Here is a 21,091-nt window from a genome sequence, read left to right as displayed (position 1 = left end):
ATAAAACCACAGGCTAGGATAGAGAAAATTTTTCTTTTTTCACCATGTAAGGGGTGCCCCCATGAGGCGACTGGTTTCGATTGGTTTCTTGATATTTATTCCCCTTTCCGTTGCTGCGGAAAAACTGGAATGGGGCGCTCTCACCGTCTTTATTTTGGCAGCACTGGCGATCGTGCCCTTAGCGATTTGGTTGAGCACCGCCACAGAAGAGGTGGCGCTGGCCACGGGTCCGACGATCGGTGGCCTCTTGAATGCCCTCTTTGGCAATGCCACCGAACTCATTATTGCTATTGTGGCGCTGCGAGCGGGTTTAGTGGATATTGTCAAAGCCAGTATTACGGGAACCCTGATGGCGAACCTTTTGCTGGTGATGGGGCTATCCATGTTGCTGGGGGGCATTCGCTACAAGGAACAATCCTTTGCCCCAGTGGTGGCACGGGTGAATGCCTCCTCGATGACGGTGGCGATCGCTGCCATTCTTTTACCAGCAATGGTGATTTACACCTCCGATAGAGTGCCGCCAACCGCAGTTTCCCAAATGTCAGTTGTGGTATCCATCATTCTGGTTCTGGTTTATGGGCTCACGTTACTCTTTTCCCTGAAAACCCACAGCTATCTTTACGATGTTAGTGAGGTGGAACTAGGGGGCGTGGAAGGACACTACGAAAGGCCCAACCTACCCCTTTGGATCACTGTTCTTATCATTGCCACCATTGGGGTAGCCTTTGAGTCAGAAATCTTTGTTGGTGCTGTCGAGGAGGCAACGGCGGGACTGGGTTTGACGCCCCTATTTACTGGGGTCATCCTCTTGCCATTGGTGGGTGGTGCAGCGGAATATGTGACCGCTGTGGGGGTTGCCCTGAAAAACAATATGGATCTGTCCGTTTCCATTGCCTTGGGTTCATCCCTTTTGGTGGCGCTTTTGGTGGCACCGGTTCTTGTGCTCATTGGCCAGTTCATTGGTCAGCCGATGGATTTGAACTTTAGCCTTTTTGAGGTGGTGACGGTGATTATTGCGGTTGTAATTGCCAATGTGATTAGCCTAGATGGCCGCTCCAACTGGCTAGAGGGAGCGCTGCTTTTGGCCACCTATGGGATTCTCGGCACCGCCTTTTTCTTCCATACCTAGGAGAGGCGCTGAATCTGTAGTTGATAGGTCATGGTTGAGGTGACCCCCTGTCCCCGTAGGGCACCTTCAATGGGGGCAGCATCCGCCGGATCAGCGGCAGCCACAAGGGCAATGTGGCGATCGCTCACCGCTAGGCCGTGGGTGGGATCATAGCCCCGCCAGCCTGCCCCCGGCAAATACACTTCCACCCAAGCATGGAGGTGCCGTTCAGGATTATCCAAGTCTCCTTCCTGATAGCCACTGACAAACCGCGCCGCTAGGCCCACCGCCCGACAGGCATGGATAAACAAGACTGCCATATCGCGACAGGAACCCATTTGTTTTGCCCAAGTGACACAGGGGGGCCAAGGGGCACCGGTTTCACGAATTTGGTGCTGACACGTACGGTAAATTTTGTTATTGAGATCGCTGAGAAATGTGAGGACATGGCGATCGCCACTGGCTAAAACTTGCCAAGCCAGTTCATAGGCAACCGGATCCACTGGCAGTGATAGATAGGGATGCAGGCTAGTTGCCAGCCGCTGCGGATAGTTAAAAGGGAGTGTGATTGCCCATGATTCGAGCAAATAGTTAAAGGGGTTGGCGCAATAGGTTTCTACTTCAGAAGTGACCTGAATCGTTAGGGAAGCAGTGGGCTGCGGTAACCACCAGTAGCGCTGAATGTGATTGCCATGGACATCGAGGACAGGACTGTGACCTTGGGGAGTCGGTAAAATTTGCAGGGAGAGCGATCGCAGGCGTTGGTGGCCATCACTGCGGGGAATCAAGCGCAAATCGTGGGGGGCAAGAGCAACGGCAGCGCTGTAGGTGTAGGTGGTTTGATGATAAATGCGGTATTGCATTTTAATTTTCTTGGTTAAAAAACATAAAATCTGTTGTTCTATGGCTTGACTTTATCACTTTTTGTGGTAATGGTTGGACATCTCCTCGCTCATCTCATTTAAGGATCACTGTGGTTTTCATCATTCCTATCATCTTCCCAGCAGTAGCAGCGGCCGCTGCTAGCGAAGGCTGGTGTAAAATTCAAGAAGCCGAGAAGAAAGTTGAAAGTTGAACAAGCAGGGCAGGACAACGCTGCCAAGGTCAACAAGTACAATTCTGTAAAGTATTCTACCCAAAGCCAACTGAGTGAATATGAGCTTTTAGAGACATGAGTAAAATACGCTCAAACCAGCCCCTTTAGCCAGCTAGCGGATTTGGCAAAGTCAAGGACTATCTCAGGGATCCTGACCACGTTTGGGAGTGATCAGCCTTTATAAACCTTTACAAAAAGGAAGCCGCCCGAACCAATAACTGTCCAGGCGGGGTGTGGTGTGAGGAGTGAACGGAAACGTGTGTCTCCGCTATTTCTATTTTATGAGGACAGTTTCCAAATTGCCATAAGTAAATGGCGCAAAAAGATCAAAGCTTGGGCCTCTCACCACCAAAGCAAAAAGAGCCAAGAGCAAGTCCTGACTCCCCCTAAAAAGGATGCTTGTAAAAAACAGCCTAGCGGGTGGTGGCTGCCATTTTTTCTTCTGCAAGTTCCCTTAGGCTAGGGAATAAAAAGTGGTTTTCTTCAACGTACTGCGCACCAAACAAGCCCTTTTCTGCCCAGAAGTAGCGATCGGTGGTGTGCTCATTCCGCTTAACAAGAACTAAAGCGGGCGGGGTGATCCCCTTAGCTTGAATGAATTTTCGGGCCGCTGTCACGGGTTTATCTTCGCCACTTTCGATGCTATATTGAGGTACGCACTCAAGGATTTTGCGCCCTTCGAGACGCCGCCGGCTCTTCCGCTTCCGTCTTCTGGCCAAGTTGCCTTACCTCCTTTGCCTTCAAAGTACTGTGATTGAGTTTACAAAAGTTGCCCTTTAGTATATCTGGTGTATCCTAGAATTTCAACTTTCCTTAATTTATCGCAACACGATTTATTGACGGGACAACGATCCCCCGCTGCGGATCAACGCTTTGCTGATCCCGGTGCCCCTACCTGCCCCCCCAGCCAATGGGCTACCCTAGAGAACAACTGTCTAAGCTGCCAAACCCCTATGATGATCCAACGCTTAGTGCAACGGGTGCTCGAAACCCAAGTATTAACCTCAGCTATTGAAAACCAAATTTCCCAACTGCTGTGGAAGCGGGAATATGATGGCGATGATCTTGCGGCCCTTGGGGAATTGCTTGATGCCCTAGAGGCCAAGAAAATTCAAACCCAACAGTAGGTGTTGGGGTCTCTGCTGCAACTCCTGATTCTCGCCCTCAGCTACGGTGCCTTGGCCCTTGGGGGGGTGCCGGGGCTAGACATGAATCGCGCCACGATCGCCCTTGTGAGTGCGGCTCTGTTGATTGCCGTAGGGGCGATTGATCTACCCACTGCATGGCAAGCGATTGATCCCCAAACCATCGTGTTCTTGCTCAGCATGATGATTGTGAATGCCTATCTCGGCTTGAGCGGCTTTTTTCAAATAGCGATGGTGACCGTGGTGCGCTTTAGTGGCAGTCCCTTGGGGTTGCTGGTGTTTCTCACCGTGGCGACGGGAATACTATCGGCGGTCTTTCTGAATGATACCCTTGCCCTTGTAACGACGCCTTTAACCCTGCGCATTACCCATGTCTTGGGTTTGAATCCAGTACCCTACCTGCTGGCGATCGCGGGGGCAACCAATATCGGCTCTGTAGCCACCCTTAGCGGCAACCCCCAAAATATTCTCGTGGGATCGTTTTCCGAGTTGGGGTACCTTCCGTTTGCCCAAGTGATGGTACCCATTGCAGGGCTGGGCTTAGGTCTGCAAGTGATTTGGTTGGGCTGGCTCTATCCGGAGGTGCGATCGCGCCAACCTTTTACGTTAGCTACGCTCCAAGCGGTGCCGGTGCAAAAAGGGTTACTCCACAAGACCCTGATTGTCTCTGGGCTGATGTTTTTGGCCTTTGTGCTGGGCTTTCCCTTAGCAGAATCCTCTCTATTGGCAGCAGCGGCTTTACTGGTCACCCGCCGTCTCAAGCCAGAGCGGGTGCTTGCTCAGGTGGATTGGTCACTATTGATTCTGTTTGCGGGTCTGTTTATTCTGACCCGCTGTATGCAAAACCTTGATTTACTGGGCACTTTGCGCCCTTGGGTGAATCAGCCCTTGGCCCTCGTGGTGATTACAGCACTGCTGTCGAATTTGATCTCTAACGTGCCGACAGTGCTGCTATTAGCGCAGTTTATCCCCAAAGGTGCCGATCAACTCTGGTACCTCCTGGCAGCTACGAGTACCCTCGCGGGGAATCTCACCCTTTTTGGCGCTGTAGCTAATTTGATTACAGTTGAGGCAGCTGCTAGCTCCGGGGAGCGGTTTTCCTTTTGGCAGCACTTGCGCTTTGGTGCTCCACTCACGGTGTTCACGCTGGCGATCGCCACCGTTTGGATTCTCAGTCGAACTTAGGGGCTAGAGGTGACGTTTGTGGTTCCAGCGGCACTCTCAAAATAGGCCACATCAGACATGATGACAGCAGCATCAGATTCGGGAATAGGCTGAGCTTGACTGAGATAGCCAACACAGCCATTCATCAGGCTATAGACAAAAATGACACCTCCCGCTGAGATGGCCACAAGGCCGCTGGCCAGCAGTAGGGAAAAATCCCGAAGGTGATAAGCACCGTGGAGGAGTCGCACCGACCACAGCACCAATGCCAGTACCAGTAGAAGTAAGATAGCCATATGTAAACTATCTTAACAACTCTCAGGATTTCCCTCATCAATCTTTAGATTCTTCTAATAAATCCTTGCTAGCAAAGTGCCTTTGTCCACTCTATGGTGCAGGTGAGATTGGCGCCATACTGACCGACATGGGTAATTTCCGGCGTATAGGCCTCTAGGACCCGTCCCGTGCGATCGCACATCGTTAGGACGTAATCACAGTGGGGACATTGGGTGTGACTCACGGAACCATAGCGCTGGCGGAGAGCCAATTTACCACAGTGAGGACAGTGAATCGTTTGCATGGTAACCATAGTTAAATAATCCTTAAATTCTTTTTGATGGACACGGACTTGTGATAAAAAGTGCTGCGCAAACTTACGTTTCAAAACAACGAGACCAAAGAAATAGTGTTGCGCAACATTAAGAAAATTTATGAGAGGGGATGCTTTTTATTATGAATGGATTTCCCGGAGATGGCAACGATCCCAATGTTAAAAAATATGCTAATTTGACAGGGATCAAAGGATTCCATAAGTGGCCTAAGAGAGAATTTCTTCTCTTTGTCTGAGAAGTGATTGACTTTTATAACAGTCCTTTCCACAAGGATGAAGCAGGATCACAATTAGGTAAAACAGCCTCATAGGCATCCCGCATTTTAGATAAAGAGCTGTAATCTGAAGAAAAGGTTAAGGAAGGTATGAGGGTTGGGGGTGAATGGGTTGAGTTTGAGTTTCCTGAGTGCACTCATGGTGGGTTCACTCCAGCCAGCAAGAGCGCAGGGTTCCCTACAAGTGGTTTATCCGCCGCGGGAGCACACCACCAGTGCCCCCCAGATTTTCTTTATTGGTACAGCCCCACCCCAGGTCGCAGTGACGCTCAATGGTCAAGTGATTGGCGATCGCTCGCCAGCGGGACACTTTGCCCCCAGTCTTCCTCTGCAACCCGGATTGAATCGCATCATTCTCCAAGGGGGAAATCAACGCCTTGAGTTTGCCATTACCCGCGCCGTGCCCGAAATACCGACCAGTCCACAACCCCTAGAGCCAACAGCTGATTTAGTGCGGCTAGTCAATGACATTGTTTGCTTTACCGCTGCTGCCCCCGGCGATCGCGCCGTTGAAGTTCAAGTGGGTCAGCGCATTCTGCCCCTAGAACCCCTACCCCCCCAAGTGCAACTGCCCTCTAATCTTGCTGCACTGATTCATCAAGCCGATGTGGTCACTACTCGCCCTTCCTTGTACCGCAACTGCCTGCAATTGACCCAGGTGGGGGACTATGGCCCAATTCAATGGCGATTTGCAAGCCAGCGCCAACTGGGTGCCCGCATTCGTGTGGCTGAGCCGACACACTTACCCGTTGTTGAAGTCAACCGCTCCCTTGGGGGCGTAGCACGCACTGGGCCGAGCACCGATTATTCACGGCTGACGCCCCTGCCAGTGGGAACGCGAGCACGGGTGCGAGGACAAACGGGGGATTGGCTGCATCTGGACTATGGGGGTTGGATCCGCGCCGAGGAAGTGCGCTTCCTTTCCAGTGCTCTGCCGACAACAGCCACCATTCGCAGTATTACCAGTCGTCAGCGGGCGGGTTGGACAGAAATCAGCTTTCCTTTAGATGTGCCGGTGCCAATTGCCATTCAGCAGGGCGATCGCCAGTTCACCCTGACGCTCTACAACACGATTCCCCAAACCGACATCATTCGCCTCGATGCTGATCCTGTCATCCAGCGCCTTGATTGGTCCCCCCTTGATCAGCAACGGGTGGCGTATCGGTTTACGCTTCATCATCGCCAACAGTGGGGCTATCGCGTCGCCTATGAAGGGAATCGGCTGCTGCTGCAACTGCGCCATCCACCACAACTCCAGCGGGGCACACAACCCCTGCGGGGGATTAAAATCCTCATCGATCCTGGCCATGGCGGGCCTGAGGACCTGGGGGCACGGGGTCCCGATGGTACCCCAGAAAAGGTTGTCACATTAACACTGGCAAAAAAACTGGCACCGGAGCTAGAACGCCTTGGGGCAACGGTCATTTTAACGCGCACAGAGGATATTGATCTGGACTTGCTCGATCGCAGTCTCGCCATTGAATCAGCCCAACCCACCCTTGCTCTCAGCTTGCACTACAATGCTCTTCCCGATGCTGGCGATGCCCGCCATACCCAAGGGATTGGCGCCTTTTGGTATCACCCTCAAAGCCACGACCTTGCGGTTTTCCTAGAGAGTTACTTAACTCAGCGACTGCGGCGGCAGCACTACGGTGTGTTTTGGAATAACCTTGCCCTGACTCGTCCGACAATTGCCCCTGCGGTGTTGCTAGAACTGGGCTTCATGATTCACCCCGAAGAGTTTGAGTGGATTGTTAACCCCCAAGCCCAAGGTGAGCTTGCCCGCACCCTTGCCCAAGGCATTCTTGAATGGTTGCAGCAGGCAACGCGGCACTAATCTTCGAGCAAAGAGTGAAGGGCTGCCGCCATCTCTGCAGTGGATGTGGTGGCTGTACCAAACTGGCGTACGACAATACTGGCGGCTAAATTGCCTAAAACTGCCGCCTCCCAAAGACTAGCACCCGCCACAAGGGCAAGGGTTAAAGCAGCCACAACCGTATCGCCTGCACCAGTCACATCAAAGACATCTGTGCGGTTAAAGGCGGGCAAATGATAGGGCGCTGCCTCCCGGCTAAAGAGACTCATACCAGCATCCCCCCGCGTAATCAGCATATATTTAGCCCCTGTCAAATCCAGCAGGTCTTCCCCCGCTTGCAGGACCTCCGCCTCCGTCCGAATTGGGTAGCCCACCGCTGCCTCTGCCTCTGGCAGGTTCGGTGTAAATAGGAAAGCACCGCGATAGCGGGCTAAATCCCGTTGGGTATCAACAATTGTGCGCTGATGCTCTAAGGCGGCGGCAATCACGGGGGGCGTAAAGACACCATCCCCATAGTCGGAGCAAACTACCGCATCGGCAGTTCCGAGCTGCTCGCGAATGAAGGCAGCTAGGGCTTCCTGAAGGGCCGGGGAGGGGAGATCATCGGATTTGCGATCGACGCGGACAATTTGCTGGGTCACCGACTGGCGAGCATGGCCTGAAATACGCGTTTTTGTCACTGTGGGGCGATCGCTCTCCTTCAAGATGCCCCGCGTATCAATCCCTGCCTCCTGAAAAATGCCACAGAGTGCTTCTCCCTGGGGATCTGTACCCACAAGACCAACGGCCTGCACCTGAGCGCCCAGCTTGGCCAAATTGTAGATAGCGTTGGCACCGCCGCCGGGGACTTGGCGGGTAAACTCATGGCGCAAAATCAGCACAGGGGCTTCCCGTGAGAGGCGCTCCACCTGCCCTGTAAGGAATTCATCGAGGGTGAGATCTCCCACCACTAGTACCCTTGCTGAAGAAAAGGACTGCAAAAGGTGTAGGAGTCGCCCTTGGCAAGATTGCAATTGTTGGCGCAGGTCGGGTGGTAACATTTTGCTTCGCCTCAATTCCCGCTGATCCAGAATACTCCTGTGGGGGAAAGTGTATAGAGATGCTATAGTCCAGAGATAGTGAATAAATGTTACAAATCCTCCTCTGCATAGCTAAGGGAATCGACTAGAAAATTGCGAGTGTTGGTGTGGCGTGAGGAATTAACCATGACTGGGCAGCAGCCGATTCGGTTTGGAACCGATGGCATTCGTGGACGGGCGGGAGAGTTGCTAACCCCCAACTTGGCCTTGAGCTTGGGATACTGGGTGGGGGAAGTCCTGCGGCAAACAACAGATGCACCCCAGCGCCCCTTTATCATTGGTCAAGACTCCCGCAACTCCAGTGATATGTTGGCCACCGCCTTGGCCGCAGGGTTAACTGCCGCTGGTTTTGAGGTGTGGCATGTGGGCCTGTGTCCAACCCCTTGTATTGCCTACCTAACGACCACCACAGAAGCCATTGGGGGTGCTATGATTTCCGCCAGTCATAATCCCCCCGCCGACAACGGCATTAAGATTTTTGGCAGTGATGGCAGCAAACTGAGCCCTGATCTGCAGAAAGCCATTGAAGCCCACTTAAATGCTGGCCTATCGCTCCCCCATACCGAGCATTGGGGACATTTGCATCATCGCCCCGAACTGCTCCAGCGCTATCGCCATGCGGTGCAAGCCCCCCTTCAGGATCGTCAACCCCTGCGAGGACTGCGGGTGGTGTTGGATTTGGCCTGGGGATCTGCGGTGGCGGTGGCACCTACGGTCTTCCATGCCCTGGGGGCTGAGGTGATTGCTCTCCACGATCGCGCCGATGGAAATCGGATTAATGTCAACTGTGGCTCCACCCATCTGGAACCCTTGCAGCAGGCTGTCCGTGCAACCCGGGCTGCTATGGGATTTGCCTTTGATGGCGATGCCGATCGCGTGCTGGCGGTGGATAGTCAAGGACGGGTGGTTGATGGCGATCACATTCTCTATTTCTGGGGACAAAAACTCCAGTCGCAGGCACAACTGCCCAAGGATTTAATTGTGGCCACTGTGATGTCGAATCTGGGCTTTGAGCGGGCTTGGCAAGCGCGGGGTGGACAACTGGTACGGGCAGCGGTGGGCGATCAATACGTCCATGCAGAAATGTTGCGCCACGGTGCCATGCTGGGGGGCGAACAGTCGGGACACATCCTCTGCCGCCACTATGGCGTGGGGGGGGATGGCCTGCTCACGGCAGTGCACCTAGCGACCCTAGTTCAGGATTCTGGTCTATCCCTAGCGCAACTGCGAGACCAAAGTTTTACTGCCTACCCGCAAATTCTCCGCAATGTTCGGGTTGAGGATCGTCAGCGGCGGCTTCACTGGCAAGAGTGTGAACCTCTACAACAGATGATTGCCAAAGCGCAACTGGATATGGGCGATCGCGGGCGAGTCTTGGTGCGTGCCTCCGGTACAGAACCGGTTATCCGCGTCATGGTGGAAGCAGAACAGCAGCATATTGCTGATTATTGGACGGAGACACTAGTGCAGACGGTGAGTGCCCATTTGGCCGCCTAGGAAGGGGCACCACGAGTGTGTATGATAGTTGCCTAGTCGCGCTCTAGCCATTTCCTTGTCAGTCTCGCGTTTTCAAGCTGCCTGTGAGCAGGGTGAGTTCCTCATTACCGCCGAGGTGTGTCCCCCCAAGGGTAGGGATGCCAGTACAATGCTGCGCCAAGCAGCCCATCTGAAGGGGAGAGTTCATGCGGTCAATGTCACCGATGGCAGTCGCGCTGTGCTGCGGATGAGTTCTTGGGCAGCCGCCTATTTGTTGCAACAGCAGGGGTTTGAGCCCATTTGTCAAATAGCCTGTCGCGATCGCAACCGCATTGCTCTGCAAGCGGATCTCATGGGCATTGCCGCCCTTGGTTTACGCAATATTTTGGCACTTACGGGTGACCCCGTCAAAGCTGGGGATCATCCCCAAGCCAAGCCCGTCTTTGATTTGGAATCTGTCCGTCTATTGCGCGTCATTGGCCAACTCAATCAGGGGGTAGATAGCGAAGATCGCCCCCTAGCCGATGGAGCGACACATTTCTTTGCCGGTGCTGCCGTCGATCCCCAGTCTGCCAGTTGGTCGGGGCTGCAACAACGGTTTGAGCGTAAATTGGCAGCGGGCGCTCAGTTTTTCCAAACGCAGTTGATTACCGACTTTGAGCGGCTAGCCAAGTTTATGGATCAGATTGCAGCGGGTTGTGGTCGGCCAATTCTTGCAGGAATTTTTCTTCTTAAGTCTGCTAAAAATGCCCTGTTTATCAATCGGGCGGTGCCGGGGGCTTCGATTCCCCAGCACATTATCGATCGGCTAGCGGCAGCGCCTGATCCCCTCGATGAAGGAATAACTATTGCGGCTGAACAAGTCCAACAAGCACGGGAGTTGTGTCAGGGGGTGCACTTAATGGCGGTGCGCCGTGAGGATTTGATTCCTGAAATTCTCAACCGTGCGGGAATTCCTCCCCTTAGCGCGTCACCTGCACCCCTCGCCAAAAGGCCACATAGCCCTTGATATTGGCTGCCGCAGGCTTGGGATCGGGGTAGTACCAGGCCGCATCGCGATTCACTTCGCCATTGACAACAATGGGGTAGTAGCTGGCTGTGCCTTTCCAACCACAAACGGTGTGGGTATCGCTGGGCTGAAAATAGGCCTGATTGAGGGCTTCTGGCGGAAAGTAAACATTGCCCTCGACCACTTCGTAGCGATCGCTCTCGGCCAAGGTCGCACCTTTCCAAGCTGCTTTTGCCATGATTTTTACTTTTTTCTCCGCTATTCCCCTTCCTAAGATAAAGCAGCTGCCGCCAGTGGGCTAGGGATATTGGGGCGATCGCAACGAATTTGACCGTCGCGAAACTGGATAATGCGGTGGGTGACCGCTGCCACATCGGGTTCATGGGTCACCATAATTACGGTCATGCCGGCGGCATTGAGTTGACCAAAAATAGCCAGGATTTCCGCAGTGGTGTGGCTATCGAGGGCACCGGTGGGTTCATCGGCTAGCAGCAGCAACGGCTGATTGACAATGGCGCGGGCGATCGCCACCCGTTGTTGCTGTCCGCCCGAGAGTTGATTGGGACGATTCTCAAGGCGGTGCCCTAAGCCTACCTGTTCCAAGGCAGCAATCGCGCGATCGCGTCGTTCCTTAGGAGGCACTTGGGCATAGACCATAGGCAGCATCACATTTTCCAGTGCCGTTAGCTGCCCTAGTAAGTAAAACTGTTGAAAGACAAAGCCAATCTTGGCATTGCGGATATGGGCCAGTTCATCATCACTGAGATAGGCCACATCTTGGCCATCGAGAAAGTAGCGGCCAGAGGTCGGGCGATCCAAACAGCCAATAATATTCATCATTGTGGACTTCCCTGACCCCGACGCCCCCATAATGGCACAGTACTCTCCCCGCTGAATTTGCAAATTCACATCCCTAAGGGCGTGCACTTCGGTTTCCCCTTGGCCGTAAACCTTGGAAATGTTCTCTAGACAAATGAGCGGTTGATCTGGCATGACATACTGGGGATGCAGTATTCCCTCCCATTTTAAGCCCTTTTCTCAGACTAGGGCGGCAATCCTGCCATCCATCACGGAGGTTAAACACGTATGGTAGAACAGGGGACAATGGTGTAGGTTACCTGGAAAATTGGGAAGTCAGTGGGGAGAAGCAACGATGGGGTATCGATCCGGGCCAAGGCGACAAAAGACGGCCATCCTGCTAGCGATTGCTGCTAGTGGACTCACCCTTGGGGCGACACTTCTGACACCCCCCTTGGCTACTGCTCAACCAAGGCCCCTCAGCCCAAGCTCCTACAGTTTCACCAGCACTAACCCCCTTCAGGACTACCTCTTGGGTGCGGGGGACGTGCTTTTTATTGAAGTGGTTAACCTTCCACCAAGTGTTACTAGTCAGCGACAATTCACGGTTAATCTGGATGGTTCAGTCACTCTACCGTTGGCAGGGCGAGTGATCGTGGGTGGCTTAACCCTACCTCAAGCGGAGCAGGTGATCCTCAACGCTTACAGTCAAGTCATGCGCTTTCCCGCAGTAACGGTTACATTGCAGACGCCGCGCCCCATGAAGATTTTGGTGGCGGGTGAGGTGAGCCGTCCAGGATCCTATGTTGTTCCTTTTACTTCTGTATCAGCTTCTGCCGCTGGTATCGGCCTTCTTTCCGGTGGCCTAACATGGCCTCGCCTGAGCCAAGTCCTTGCTCAAAGCGGTGGAATTACGCAAGAGGCCGATATTCGCAGCATTGAGATCCGTCGCCAACTGGGGAATGGCCAAACGGCAGTCACGAAAATTAATCTTTGGGAGATGATTCAGTCGGGGGATGCCAGTCAAGATATTACCCTGCGCAGTGATGATGTGATTGTGGTGCCCAAGGCAAAGGAAGTGAATGCGGCTGAAGCGATTCGCGTCGCCTCTGCCACCTTTTCGCCGCAGGTGATTCGGGTGCAGGTTGTGGGTGAAGTATTGCGACCGGGCTTGGTCGAAGTACCAGCGAATGCCACCCTCACTCAGGGCATTGGGGCAGCGGGCGGCTTCAATGTGCAACGTGCCAATATGTCTAGGGTGACACTGGTGCGGCTCAATCGCGATGGCACGGTTAGTCGGCGACGGATTCCCTTTAGCTTGGCAGCCCAACCCAATGCCAACAACAATCCTGTATTGCAAGAGGGGGATGTGATTGTGGTGGAACGGTCAGGGCTAACGCAGGTGGGGGATGCCATTGGGAATGCCTTGCGTCCTATTGGTGCATTAGGAACCTTAGGAGTGTTCCTCAACTTAGTTAACGTATTTGATTAAGCATGGTGTACGACTGATGTCACTCCCACAAAAGGTACCCAATTTACGGGTCGTTGATCGCCAGCGCCATCTATCGGGGTTCATCAGCACCACCAAGAGGCAAACCAAGGGTGGAGTGCAGAACTTTGGCGATCGCTGTCGGCGACGATGGCGACTGTTCTCAGGTACGGTTTTGTTCTCATTCTTGGTCATGGGTGGGTATGTTCTCTGGCACCCCGAAATGTACAAGGCCTCCTTTCGCCTCTTGATGGAACCCGTGAGTGAGCCACAAACTCCGCCAATGCCACCACCACGGGAGGGCATTATGGGGACGCTCCCCGCAGACCGTTTGCCCACCCCCTTCCCGCAAACAGATGTGGGATCACAGATTGTTGTTTTGGAAAGTGACAAAGTACTGGCGCCCATTGCCCAAAAACTGCAACAGCAGTACCCCCATTTGACCACACGGGTCTTAGCTGAGCATCTGGAAATTCAACCAGTGGTTAGTTCAGCAACAGGGCAAGCCCCGACAGAAACAAAAGTACTAGAGGTGGCCTATCGCGATCGCCAGCCAGAAATCGTGACCGCAGTGTTAAAGGCTGTTGCCGAAGCATTTGTTGACTACAGTCAGCGCGATCGCCAAGAACAACTCAATCGCACCCTAAAGCAACTCGACAACGACATCAATCAGCACCTGGCAGAATTAGAGCAGCTACAGCGGCAACTCCAAGCCAGCGAAACCCAAGGCACCAGCCTGCAACCCTCAGAGCAACTGCGCTTTTTAACGGAACAGTATCGCCAAATCCATAGCCTGCGCCAAGCCGCTCGCCTTAAGGCCGTGGAAGCCTACGGTCGTTTTCAAGGGTTCCAAGAACAACTCAAGATGACCCCCGCCGAAGCCCTAGCGGCAGCAAATTTGAGTACTTCTCCGGCTTATCAGCAGCAACTGGCACGCATTCAAGAGCTGGATCAAGAAATTGCCAGGAATTTAGCCATTTTTCGGGAAGGAACACCCATCATCCAAGCCCTAGAGGAACAGCGCCGAGTTTTACTAGAGCAATTGCAGGCGATCGCCCGCCAAGTGATTGGTGAGCAATATCCAGTGAATAACCCCACTGCCCTAGGCTTTCAGGGAACAGTCTCACAAACGCTCATTACCAACTACATTACGGCGTGGATTGAGTACGAAAACCAGCGGCGCTATGATGCTGAGCTGGCTGCTCCCCAAGCGGCAATTGCCCAACAATTACAACAACTGAGTGGCCAACTCCCCGCCATTGAGCGCCTTCAAAATCAGATTCGGAGGGCCAATCTCTCCTTAGAGATGCTCAATCAAGCCCGACAGGCGGTCCAACTGCAACTGGCACAGAATCACTTTGCCTGGCAAGTACTGACGGATGTAGAGAATCCTGCTGTCCAACCCACATTCCCACGCTTACTGCTGTTGGTATTAGGGGCGATCGCCAGCCTCCTGTTGGGCGTTTTCGCCGTTTATCTGGCAGATGCTGCTGACCATACGTTTGTCAGTCCAGCCCAGGTGGAAGAAACCCTAGGCGTGCCCCTCCTTGGCAACATTCCCAAGGCAACCCCCCAAATCAATCTGCGCCTAGAGCGCGTCGTCAAGGGCAACGCAGGGTTGTGGCAGGTGACCCAAGTCCTACCCACTGTGGGGGAAGGAATGAAGTTCCAAGAGTCCTTTCACCATCTGTTGGCTAACCTGCAAGCGGTGGGTCTGGGGCAGTCATTGGCCATCATTTCAGCCCTACCCACCGATGGGCGCACCACGGTTGCTCTCCATCTTTCCCTTGCTGCCGCAGGCACGGGTCAGCGGGTTCTGCTCATTGATGGGGATTTGCGCCAACCTAAGATTCACCGCTATCTTGGACTGAGTAATGAACAGGGCTTGGCAGATTGGTTAATTCAGCGGCGACATTGGCATAGTGTTGCCCAGACTCAGCGCGGCCTTGCCATTTTAACGGCCGGGGAGTTGCGGCAGCAGCCGATGCGGCTCCTAAGTCAAGACACGCTGAAGCAATTCATGGCTCACCTCAAAAATTACTTTGATCTGGTGATTGTGGATACACCGCCCTTGGCCAACTTTGCTGATGCCAAACTCTGGTCGGGACTGGTGGATCAGACTCTGGTGGTGGTGAATTTGAAGGCGCCCCGGCAGTCTGTGGGTTTAGCCTTGGCAGATTACAGCTTAGGGAGTGTCAGCCCTCTGGGGGTTGTGGTTAATCTCGCCTGAAGCTAGGTTATTCCTCAAAAAACCAGAGTTCCCTATTGAGGCTCTCATCCAACACTTGGGGGGGGCGCAGCACCAGTAGAAGTTGGCCAAGAATTGGAGCCGTAGGCGGTTCAGGCAACCAAGCCAGTTGAACTGCGTCAGAGGCCCTAGGAGCAATCAACAGATAGCGATCGCGGTTCCACTCGGCCAGACCCCGATCCACAATCAGAAGCACCTGGGCAATGGGCAGCCCCTCTGGGCTTGGCGGTAATTCTGCAGGGAGGTCTGCCGCTGGCCAAAGGATCGCCACTGGATCAACGGCATTGAGCAGCACTTGCCAAGCGGGGAGAGCCACAAGACTCATTCCTTGGGGAACAGCAACCACGCGAAATACCTCGGTGCAGCTCAGGCGGGGAACCTGCTGAAAGGCAGTAGCGGTCAGGGGGGCGGTACCGGCCACAGGAACCAAGTAGGGGACTTCCTCAGCCGTATCCAAGCGGTAAAGGGGGAGGCGGGGTTGATTGACCGCGGGGACAACGGTGAAGTCCGTGAGTAATTTTTCTAGGGCCTGCCGGCCGCTAGCAGATTCGACAAAGCGCAGCCCTTGGGCAATGAGGCGCGATCGCTGGGCCAAATCTCGCTGCTGCCGTGCCAGTTGCCAATAGTAGCGACCAATGCGATCGCCAACACTCTCACTAAAGCCTTCACTGTCATCCTTTTGATAGCCGCCTGCTTTGAGGGCACGACACACCTCATGAACTGCAGTGACATCCAGTTGTTTCTCGACAATCAGCGTCGCTACTGCCAGGCGATCGCCCGCCGATAAGACCCGTAGTTCATAGAGCAGATCGCTGCCCCGCGTTTGAAAATAGGCACGCACCGATTCGGGTGCTTCCCCTAGGCTCTGATTCACTTGCAGGGCAATGATGAGTTGATTTTGGTGGATGGGTTCAATGCCCGTGGCCTCAAAAATGGCTTGGGGAGAGAGCCCCTGTTTTTGCAGTTGCCGGCATCCTGCCCCCCAATCCTGCCAAGTTCCCTCTTTGCGGCGCAGGCGTTGCAGCAGGTCCGTTGTCAGGGCATCCGGTTCTTGAGTCATCAAATCACCTCCTAGCAGCAGGAAGCATTTTATTGATTTCTATGATTTTTAGCGATCGCCCACCGTTGTCCCTTGGCGTTGAATTGCCAGTATCTCCACCCGTGCCTGCACATCAAACGTTGCCCAAGTCTCCTTGAGGGCAGTGGCAATGGCTGAAGCAGTTACGGGATCCCCAAGAGCTAAGAGAGTTGGGCCTGCTCCACTAATAACGAGGCCGTGGGCACCCGCCTCAAGAGCCGCCCTGTGGAGATCGGCATAGCCTTTGATCAGACTTTGGCGGTAGGGTTGATGCAGGCGATCGGCCAACGCCAGTTGCAGCCACTCCCGTTGCCCTGTTTCCAACCCCCGCAACAAGGCGCCAAGGTGACTGATATTAAAGACGGCATCACCATAGGTACAGTGGCAGGGCAGTACTTGCCGTGCCGTTTCTGTGGCTAGCTCAAAGTCCGGAATAGCCACAATGGGCACCACATCCTGATCCCAAGGAATCTCTAGCCAATGCCATCCGCCAGCACCCTCTTGGACAGCAAGACGACAGCCCCCTAGTAGGGCCGGCACCACATTATCGGGGTGGCCTTCCATTTCAATGGCCAATTCCAGAACCTCGGTATGATTGAGGGGAAAGCCCGCCAGCCGATTCGCCCCCACTAAGCCACCGATAATTGCTGTCGCTGAGCTGCCTAGACCCCGTGCGAGGGGAACCCCCAGGTCAATCTCCAAATATACGGGTGGTGCTTCACGCCCTAGATGTTCATAGAAACGGCTGTAGGCACGATAGGCCAAATTGTTAGGGCTACTGCTGACACTGGCGGCCTCAGTCCCCCGCACGCTGACATGGGGGCGATCGCTCAAGGAAAAGGTAAACGTATTGGTGAGGGTCAAAGCGGCCCCTAAACAATCAAACCCTGGACCCAAATTAGCCGTTGTCGCCGGCACAGTGACCACGGTCATCATCGCCTAGGTTTCCTCTCCAGTACCAAAGGCGCGATCGCCGGCATCCCCCAAGCCGGGCACAATAAAGCCCTGCTCATTCAACGTCTCATCAATTGTGGCTGCATAGACTTGCGCTGCGGGAAAATAGGCACCCAGTTTCTGCAGAGCCGGGGGGGCAGTGACAACGGAAATGATTCGCACCAAAGCTGGGTCAATCCCCCGCTGCACCAATTCCTGCATGGCTATCATGATTGAACCTCCCGTCGCCAGCATCGGCTCACTAATGAGGACACGGGTTTGGGGGTCAAACTGAGGGGGCAACTTATTGAGATAGCAACTGGGTTCAAGGGTAGCCTCATCCCGCACAATCCCTAGGTGGTAGGTCTTTGCCGTTGGTAAGACCCCTTGGGCACCCTCGAGCAAGGCTAAACCCGCCCGCAGAATTGGTACCACGACCACGGGGACTTGGGGATTCACGACCATGGCTCCACAGGGGGCTAGGGGGGTTTCAACCACTGTTTCCACTGTTGGCAACCATTCCCGTGCCGCTTCATAGGCCAGCCAGCGACCCAGTTCGGTCATGGCTACGCGAAAGAGAGGCGTGGGTGTGTTGCGATCGCGAGCCACGGTCAGCCAATGCTGAATTAGCGGATGGGGGGGGACATAAACGCGCAATTGAGGGGTCACAGTATCGCTCCAACATATACCCAGCGGGCTTTCCTATTGTCCATCGAAACTGGTCCCTTTTAGACACGGCCAAAGCGCCGCTGTCGTTGTTGGTAATCCCGCAGTGCCTCATGGAAAGCAGCCCGGTCAAAATCTGGCCAGAGGGTCTTAGTGACATAAATTTCCGCATAGGCCACCTGCCACAGCAAAAAGTTACTGATGCGCAGCTCGCCACTGGTGCGAATGAGTAAATCGGGATCCGGCAGGCCACCTGTGTATAAGTGGCGTTCAAAGAGCACTTCATCAATATCCGCAGGATCAAGGAGTCCAGCTTTTACTTGGGCGGCAATCGAACGGCAAGCGTGGATGATTTCCCGTCGCCCACCATAATTTGTTGCCACCACAAATTTAATGGTTTGGTTATTGGCCGTAGCCGCCATGGCTCGCTCGATTTCCGCTTGCAGGGATTTTGGCAAACACGCCAAGTCACCCACAAAGTGAATTTGCACGCCCTCGGCCACCATTTCCGCTAGCTCCCGCCGCAATACCCGCTCAAAGAGGGTCATCAGAAAATCTACCTCTGGCAGGGGTCGTCCCCAATTTTCTGTGGAGAAGGCATAGGCGGTCAGCGCTTCAATGCCCCAGTCTTTGCAGCAGCGCAGCAAATCCTTGAGAGTGTCCACCCCCCGTTGATGCCCCATAATGCGCGGTAAATTGCGTTGCTTTGCCCACCGGCCATTGCCATCCATAATCACCGCCACATGCCGCGGTAGGCGATCGCGATCTAAATCCTCAGGTAACTCAATGAGTGAATGGGGCTGTAGAGTCATGGATACATCCTGCTGACAGAAATTAGCGCAGTGGCCATACAGTTTTCCAAAATTTTAAGCCGTGCTGACGTTGACGGGGTTGTGAAGTTCCTGTCCCTTGATCCTGCACATATTGCCGCAACAATTCCCCTAGTTTACTGCTTGTGAGGGGACGTTGAAGCTCCCCCTTAAAGGCAAGGGAAATTGACCCTGTTTCCTCAGAGACGACCACACAGACACAGTGGCTAATGCGTTCGGTAATCCCTAGGGCGGCGCGATGGCGAGTGCCCAACTGCCACGGCCCCGTGCGATCCGAGAGGGGCAGGATCAACTTTGCTGCAATGACTTCAGCACCGCGCACCCAAATTGCCCCATCGTGCAGGGGTGAACTCGCCTGAAAAATGGAGGTAATCAGTTCTGGCGAAAGGCGGGCATTGAGGGCGATCCCTGCATGGGTAAAATCTTCGGGGCTGAGCTTTGTATGGGTTTCCAACAGAATGAGTGCTCCCGTACGAGCCTGAGATAAGCCCTTCACAGCCGTCACAATCAGATCAACGGCATCCCTGGTCAGACTCGACTCAGCTACGGGCTGCATAAAGCCTAAAAATTGACCCCGTCCCAACTGTTCCAGAAAAATGCGAATTTCCGATTGCAGAATAACGGCTAAGGCGACTGCAGAACCAATCACTAAGTTATGAAGAACAAAGCTTAAAAACTGTAGCTCAATGGCACGACTGAGGGAGGTTGCCAAAAGGAGGACGATAAAGCCCCGTACCATCCAGAGGGTTCGCCGCTCGGCCACAACCCGCAAAATAGCATAGGTTAAGGCCAAGACCAAAACCACATCCACAACTGTTCGCACCTTGGCCAGTGTCTCCGCCGACAGCAGCAGCCACGGTAAGTTACCTAGGAGGCCTATCATCCCATCGTACTCGTCACCTCCTAGGGGGCGGGGGTGCTCAATCGCAGGGGCAAGACATCATGGGCCACCAAATCAGCGTAGGTTTCCCGCTGCAGGATCAGGTTGGCTTCACCCTCATAGACGATCACCGCTGCTGGCCGAGGTACGCGATTGTAGTTGGAGGCCATGCTGTAGTTGTAGGCACCCGTACTGGCCACCACTAAAATATCGTTGGCCTGCAGGGGGGGTAGAGTGACTTGGGGTAGCAGAATATCGCCCGATTCGCAGTGCTTACCGGCAACCCGCACAGTTTCTGTGACTGCGGTGGTCATGCGGTTGGCACACAGGGCCGTATATTGTGCCTGATAGGTAATCGGTCGTGGATTATCGGACATGCCACCGTCCACAGCGATATAGGTACGCAACTCAGGAATGACCTTCCGACTGCCGACGGTATAGGCTGTAACTGCCGCAGGTCCAACGATGGAGCGACCCGGCTCACAGATGAGTTTTGGTAAGGGAAGATACCGTTGCTGACAGGCTTGGCTCAGTTGATGGCTAATGGCTTTTGTCCAGTGGGCGATCGCCGGCGGATTATCGGATTCTACATAACGAATGCCCAGTCCACCCCCTACATTCAATTCGCGCATGGGTAGCATTGCCGCACGGGCCTGAGCCAGCCAATCCACCAGTACATCACAGAGGTCTAAGTGGGGTTGCTCCTCAAAAATCTGTGAGCCAATGTGGGCGTGCAGTCCGACCCAGTCTAGTTCTGGATGCGCCTTGGCAAACTGGAGCAACTCTGGAAACTGTTGCGGATCAAAGCCAAATTTACTGTCTAGATGCCCGGTGCGGATATATTCGTGGGTGTGGCATTCAATCCCCGGTGTCAACCGCAACATGACCCGGGGTGGGGTCGACAGATCATGCTCCTCAACGTAGGCAGCAAGGCGTTCTAGCTCTAGCCAGTTATCGGCAACAATCGTGCAATTGACCTCAAGGGCATAGAGGAGTTCTTGGGGGGACTTGTTATTACCGTGGAAGTAAATATGACTGGCAGGGACGCCGGCACTCAAGGCAGTATAGAGTTCGCCCCCCGAGGCGACGTCAATGCCTAAACCTTCACTGTGGGCAAGGGCGCAGGTGGCCAAGCAGTTCCAAGCCTTTGAGGCGTAGAGCACCAAAGATTCACCGCTATAGGCCTGCTGGAGCGTGTCTTGATATTGACGGCAAGCGGTGCGAAAGGTGAATTCATCAAGAATGTAGAGGGGAGAGCCAAACTGGGCCACTAACTCCACCACATCACACCCGCCAATGGTGAGATGGCCGCGGGCATTGGTTTGCGCAGTCAAAGGTAAAATTTGTTGATTGGCAGCAAGAGGGGTGGAGATCATGGGTCAATATCGCGA

General features: G+C 54.0%; 21 protein-coding genes. 8 read left to right on the top strand and 13 right to left on the bottom strand.

Translation table 11 applies throughout. From position 1 onward, the window contains the following. Window positions 1–61 precede the first annotated feature (61 nt). The gene (gene cax / locus IGQ16_RS03845; RefSeq protein WP_297060316.1) at window positions 62–1,129 is read left to right on the top strand and encodes a calcium/proton exchanger; all 1,068 of its coding nucleotides are present in this window, start codon (window positions 62–64) and stop codon (window positions 1,127–1,129) included. Here the strand turns inward: cax and IGQ16_RS03840 are convergent. Next, on the bottom strand, window positions 1,126–1,971 hold the full coding sequence (locus tag IGQ16_RS03840; protein WP_024124823.1) for a transglutaminase family protein: 846 nt from the start codon (window positions 1,969–1,971) through the stop codon (window positions 1,126–1,128). The two genes, cax and IGQ16_RS03840, sit on opposite strands and share 4 nt — an antisense overlap. 646 nt (window positions 1,972–2,617) lie before the next feature. Then, the gene (locus tag IGQ16_RS03835; RefSeq protein WP_041429094.1) at window positions 2,618–2,923 is read right to left on the bottom strand and encodes a DUF3155 domain-containing protein; all 306 of its coding nucleotides are present in this window, start codon (window positions 2,921–2,923) and stop codon (window positions 2,618–2,620) included. 117 nt (window positions 2,924–3,040) lie between these two features. Between IGQ16_RS03835 and IGQ16_RS03830 the strand changes: the two genes are divergently transcribed. Together IGQ16_RS03830 and IGQ16_RS03825 are read left to right on the top strand one after the other, a co-directional pair. After that, window positions 3,041–3,331 (top strand): hypothetical protein, encoded by a 291-nt coding sequence (locus IGQ16_RS03830; RefSeq protein WP_071823297.1) that lies wholly within the window; start codon window positions 3,041–3,043, stop codon window positions 3,329–3,331. Beyond that, entirely contained in the window at window positions 3,332–4,534 is a 1,203-nt protein-coding gene (locus IGQ16_RS03825) for an anion transporter (protein WP_297060314.1), read from the top strand. Here the strand turns inward: IGQ16_RS03825 and IGQ16_RS03820 are convergent. Next, the gene (locus IGQ16_RS03820; RefSeq protein WP_297060312.1) at window positions 4,531–4,809 is read right to left on the bottom strand and encodes a hypothetical protein; all 279 of its coding nucleotides are present in this window, start codon (window positions 4,807–4,809) and stop codon (window positions 4,531–4,533) included. The genes IGQ16_RS03825 and IGQ16_RS03820 overlap by 4 nt on opposite strands. 68 nt (window positions 4,810–4,877) lie before the next feature. After that, on the bottom strand, window positions 4,878–5,102 hold the full coding sequence (locus IGQ16_RS03815) for a hypothetical protein (protein ID WP_024124819.1): 225 nt from the start codon (window positions 5,100–5,102) through the stop codon (window positions 4,878–4,880). Between the two features lie 399 nt (window positions 5,103–5,501). Here IGQ16_RS03815 and IGQ16_RS03810 point away from each other — a divergent pair, with 399 nt between their 5' ends. Then, window positions 5,502–7,235: an N-acetylmuramoyl-L-alanine amidase gene (locus IGQ16_RS03810; protein ID WP_297060310.1), complete on the top strand. Its 1,734-nt coding sequence runs from the start codon at window positions 5,502–5,504 to the stop codon at window positions 7,233–7,235. On the opposite strand, the gene rfaE1 is transcribed toward IGQ16_RS03810, so the two are convergent. Further along, a complete protein-coding gene (rfaE1, locus tag IGQ16_RS03805) occupies window positions 7,232–8,254 on the bottom strand; it encodes a D-glycero-beta-D-manno-heptose-7-phosphate kinase (protein WP_024124817.1) in 1,023 nt (340 codons plus the stop codon). The genes IGQ16_RS03810 and rfaE1 overlap by 4 nt on opposite strands. Window positions 8,255–8,419: 165 nt before the next feature. Here rfaE1 and glmM point away from each other — a divergent pair, with 165 nt between their 5' ends. Beyond that, the gene (gene glmM / locus IGQ16_RS03800; protein WP_024124816.1) at window positions 8,420–9,790 is read left to right on the top strand and encodes a phosphoglucosamine mutase; all 1,371 of its coding nucleotides are present in this window, start codon (window positions 8,420–8,422) and stop codon (window positions 9,788–9,790) included. Window positions 9,791–9,818: 28 nt separating this feature from the next. Then, a complete protein-coding gene (locus IGQ16_RS03795; RefSeq protein WP_297060308.1) occupies window positions 9,819–10,778 on the top strand; it encodes a methylenetetrahydrofolate reductase in 960 nt (319 codons plus the stop codon). Here IGQ16_RS03795 and IGQ16_RS03790 read toward each other — a convergent pair. After that, entirely contained in the window at window positions 10,732–11,016 is a 285-nt protein-coding gene (locus tag IGQ16_RS03790; protein WP_297060306.1) for a DUF427 domain-containing protein, read from the bottom strand. The two genes, IGQ16_RS03795 and IGQ16_RS03790, sit on opposite strands and share 47 nt — an antisense overlap. A gap of 32 nt (window positions 11,017–11,048) precedes the next feature. Then, entirely contained in the window at window positions 11,049–11,771 is a 723-nt protein-coding gene (locus IGQ16_RS03785; RefSeq protein WP_297040594.1) for an ABC transporter ATP-binding protein, read from the bottom strand. Between the two features lie 160 nt (window positions 11,772–11,931). On the opposite strand from IGQ16_RS03785, the gene IGQ16_RS03780 reads away from it, so the two are divergent. Together IGQ16_RS03780 and IGQ16_RS03775 are read left to right on the top strand one after the other, a co-directional pair. Next, window positions 11,932–13,068 (top strand): polysaccharide biosynthesis/export family protein, encoded by a 1,137-nt coding sequence (locus IGQ16_RS03780; RefSeq protein ID WP_297060304.1) that lies wholly within the window; start codon window positions 11,932–11,934, stop codon window positions 13,066–13,068. A gap of 16 nt (window positions 13,069–13,084) precedes the next feature. Continuing rightward, window positions 13,085–15,295, top strand: coding sequence for a polysaccharide biosynthesis tyrosine autokinase (locus tag IGQ16_RS03775; RefSeq protein WP_024124811.1), 2,211 nt, complete (start codon window positions 13,085–13,087; stop codon window positions 15,293–15,295). Between the two features lie 7 nt (window positions 15,296–15,302). Here the strand turns inward: IGQ16_RS03775 and IGQ16_RS03770 are convergent, their stop codons facing one another. Genes IGQ16_RS03770 through lysA form a run of 6 tightly spaced genes read right to left on the bottom strand, consistent with a single transcriptional unit; the run spans window position 15,303 to window position 21,076 of the window. Beyond that, window positions 15,303–16,373 (bottom strand): RuBisCO accumulation factor 1, encoded by a 1,071-nt coding sequence (locus tag IGQ16_RS03770; protein WP_297060301.1) that lies wholly within the window; start codon window positions 16,371–16,373, stop codon window positions 15,303–15,305. A gap of 48 nt (window positions 16,374–16,421) precedes the next feature. After that, window positions 16,422–17,327, bottom strand: coding sequence for a homoserine kinase (gene thrB, locus IGQ16_RS03765; RefSeq protein ID WP_024124809.1), 906 nt, complete (start codon window positions 17,325–17,327; stop codon window positions 16,422–16,424). 3 nt (window positions 17,328–17,330) lie between these two features. Beyond that, window positions 17,331–17,993 carry a uracil phosphoribosyltransferase gene (gene upp / locus IGQ16_RS03760; protein WP_024124808.1) on the bottom strand — a complete coding sequence of 221 codons (663 nt, stop codon included), beginning with the start codon at window positions 17,991–17,993 and terminating at the stop codon, window positions 17,331–17,333. A gap of 59 nt (window positions 17,994–18,052) precedes the next feature. Further along, the gene (uppS, locus tag IGQ16_RS03755; RefSeq protein WP_024124807.1) at window positions 18,053–18,802 is read right to left on the bottom strand and encodes a polyprenyl diphosphate synthase; all 750 of its coding nucleotides are present in this window, start codon (window positions 18,800–18,802) and stop codon (window positions 18,053–18,055) included. 22 nt (window positions 18,803–18,824) lie between these two features. Beyond that, window positions 18,825–19,703 (bottom strand): diadenylate cyclase CdaA, encoded by an 879-nt coding sequence (gene cdaA, locus IGQ16_RS03750; protein ID WP_024124806.1) that lies wholly within the window; start codon window positions 19,701–19,703, stop codon window positions 18,825–18,827. A gap of 20 nt (window positions 19,704–19,723) precedes the next feature. Then, window positions 19,724–21,076 (bottom strand): diaminopimelate decarboxylase, encoded by a 1,353-nt coding sequence (lysA, locus tag IGQ16_RS03745; protein WP_024124805.1) that lies wholly within the window; start codon window positions 21,074–21,076, stop codon window positions 19,724–19,726. Window positions 21,077–21,091 lie beyond the last annotated feature (15 nt).

The sequence above is a fragment of the Thermosynechococcus sp. M3746_W2019_013 genome (genome assembly GCF_015296045.1).
Lineage (GTDB): Bacteria > Cyanobacteriota > Cyanobacteriia > Thermosynechococcales > Thermosynechococcaceae > Thermosynechococcus.
The sequence above is the reverse complement of the archived record's forward strand: the minus strand, read 5'-3'. Positions and strand labels throughout refer to the sequence as shown.

Bases quoted from the DNA above. Each gene is read 5' to 3' on its own strand.
- cax (WP_297060316.1), top strand. From the start codon at position 62: ATGAGGCGACTGGTTTCGATTGGTTTCTTGATATTTATTCCCCTTTCC.
- IGQ16_RS03840 (WP_024124823.1), bottom strand. From the start codon at position 1,971: ATGCAATACCGCATTTATCATCAAACCACCTACACCTACAGCGCTGCC.
- IGQ16_RS03820 (WP_297060312.1), bottom strand. From the start codon at position 4,809: ATGGCTATCTTACTTCTACTGGTACTGGCATTGGTGCTGTGGTCGGTG.
- IGQ16_RS03815 (WP_024124819.1), bottom strand. From the start codon at position 5,102: ATGGTTACCATGCAAACGATTCACTGTCCTCACTGTGGTAAATTGGCT.
- rfaE1 (WP_024124817.1), bottom strand. From the start codon at position 8,254: ATGTTACCACCCGACCTGCGCCAACAATTGCAATCTTGCCAAGGGCGA.
- glmM (WP_024124816.1), top strand. From the start codon at position 8,420: ATGACTGGGCAGCAGCCGATTCGGTTTGGAACCGATGGCATTCGTGGA.
- IGQ16_RS03790 (WP_297060306.1), bottom strand. From the start codon at position 11,016: ATGGCAAAAGCAGCTTGGAAAGGTGCGACCTTGGCCGAGAGCGATCGC.
- IGQ16_RS03785 (WP_297040594.1), bottom strand. From the start codon at position 11,771: ATGCCAGATCAACCGCTCATTTGTCTAGAGAACATTTCCAAGGTTTAC.
- IGQ16_RS03780 (WP_297060304.1), top strand. From the start codon at position 11,932: ATGGGGTATCGATCCGGGCCAAGGCGACAAAAGACGGCCATCCTGCTA.
- IGQ16_RS03775 (WP_024124811.1), top strand. From the start codon at position 13,085: ATGTCACTCCCACAAAAGGTACCCAATTTACGGGTCGTTGATCGCCAG.
- IGQ16_RS03770 (WP_297060301.1), bottom strand. From the start codon at position 16,373: ATGACTCAAGAACCGGATGCCCTGACAACGGACCTGCTGCAACGCCTG.
- thrB (WP_024124809.1), bottom strand. From the start codon at position 17,327: ATGATGACCGTGGTCACTGTGCCGGCGACAACGGCTAATTTGGGTCCA.
- uppS (WP_024124807.1), bottom strand. From the start codon at position 18,802: ATGACTCTACAGCCCCATTCACTCATTGAGTTACCTGAGGATTTAGAT.
- cdaA (WP_024124806.1), bottom strand. From the start codon at position 19,703: ATGATAGGCCTCCTAGGTAACTTACCGTGGCTGCTGCTGTCGGCGGAG.
- lysA (WP_024124805.1), bottom strand. From the start codon at position 21,076: ATGATCTCCACCCCTCTTGCTGCCAATCAACAAATTTTACCTTTGACT.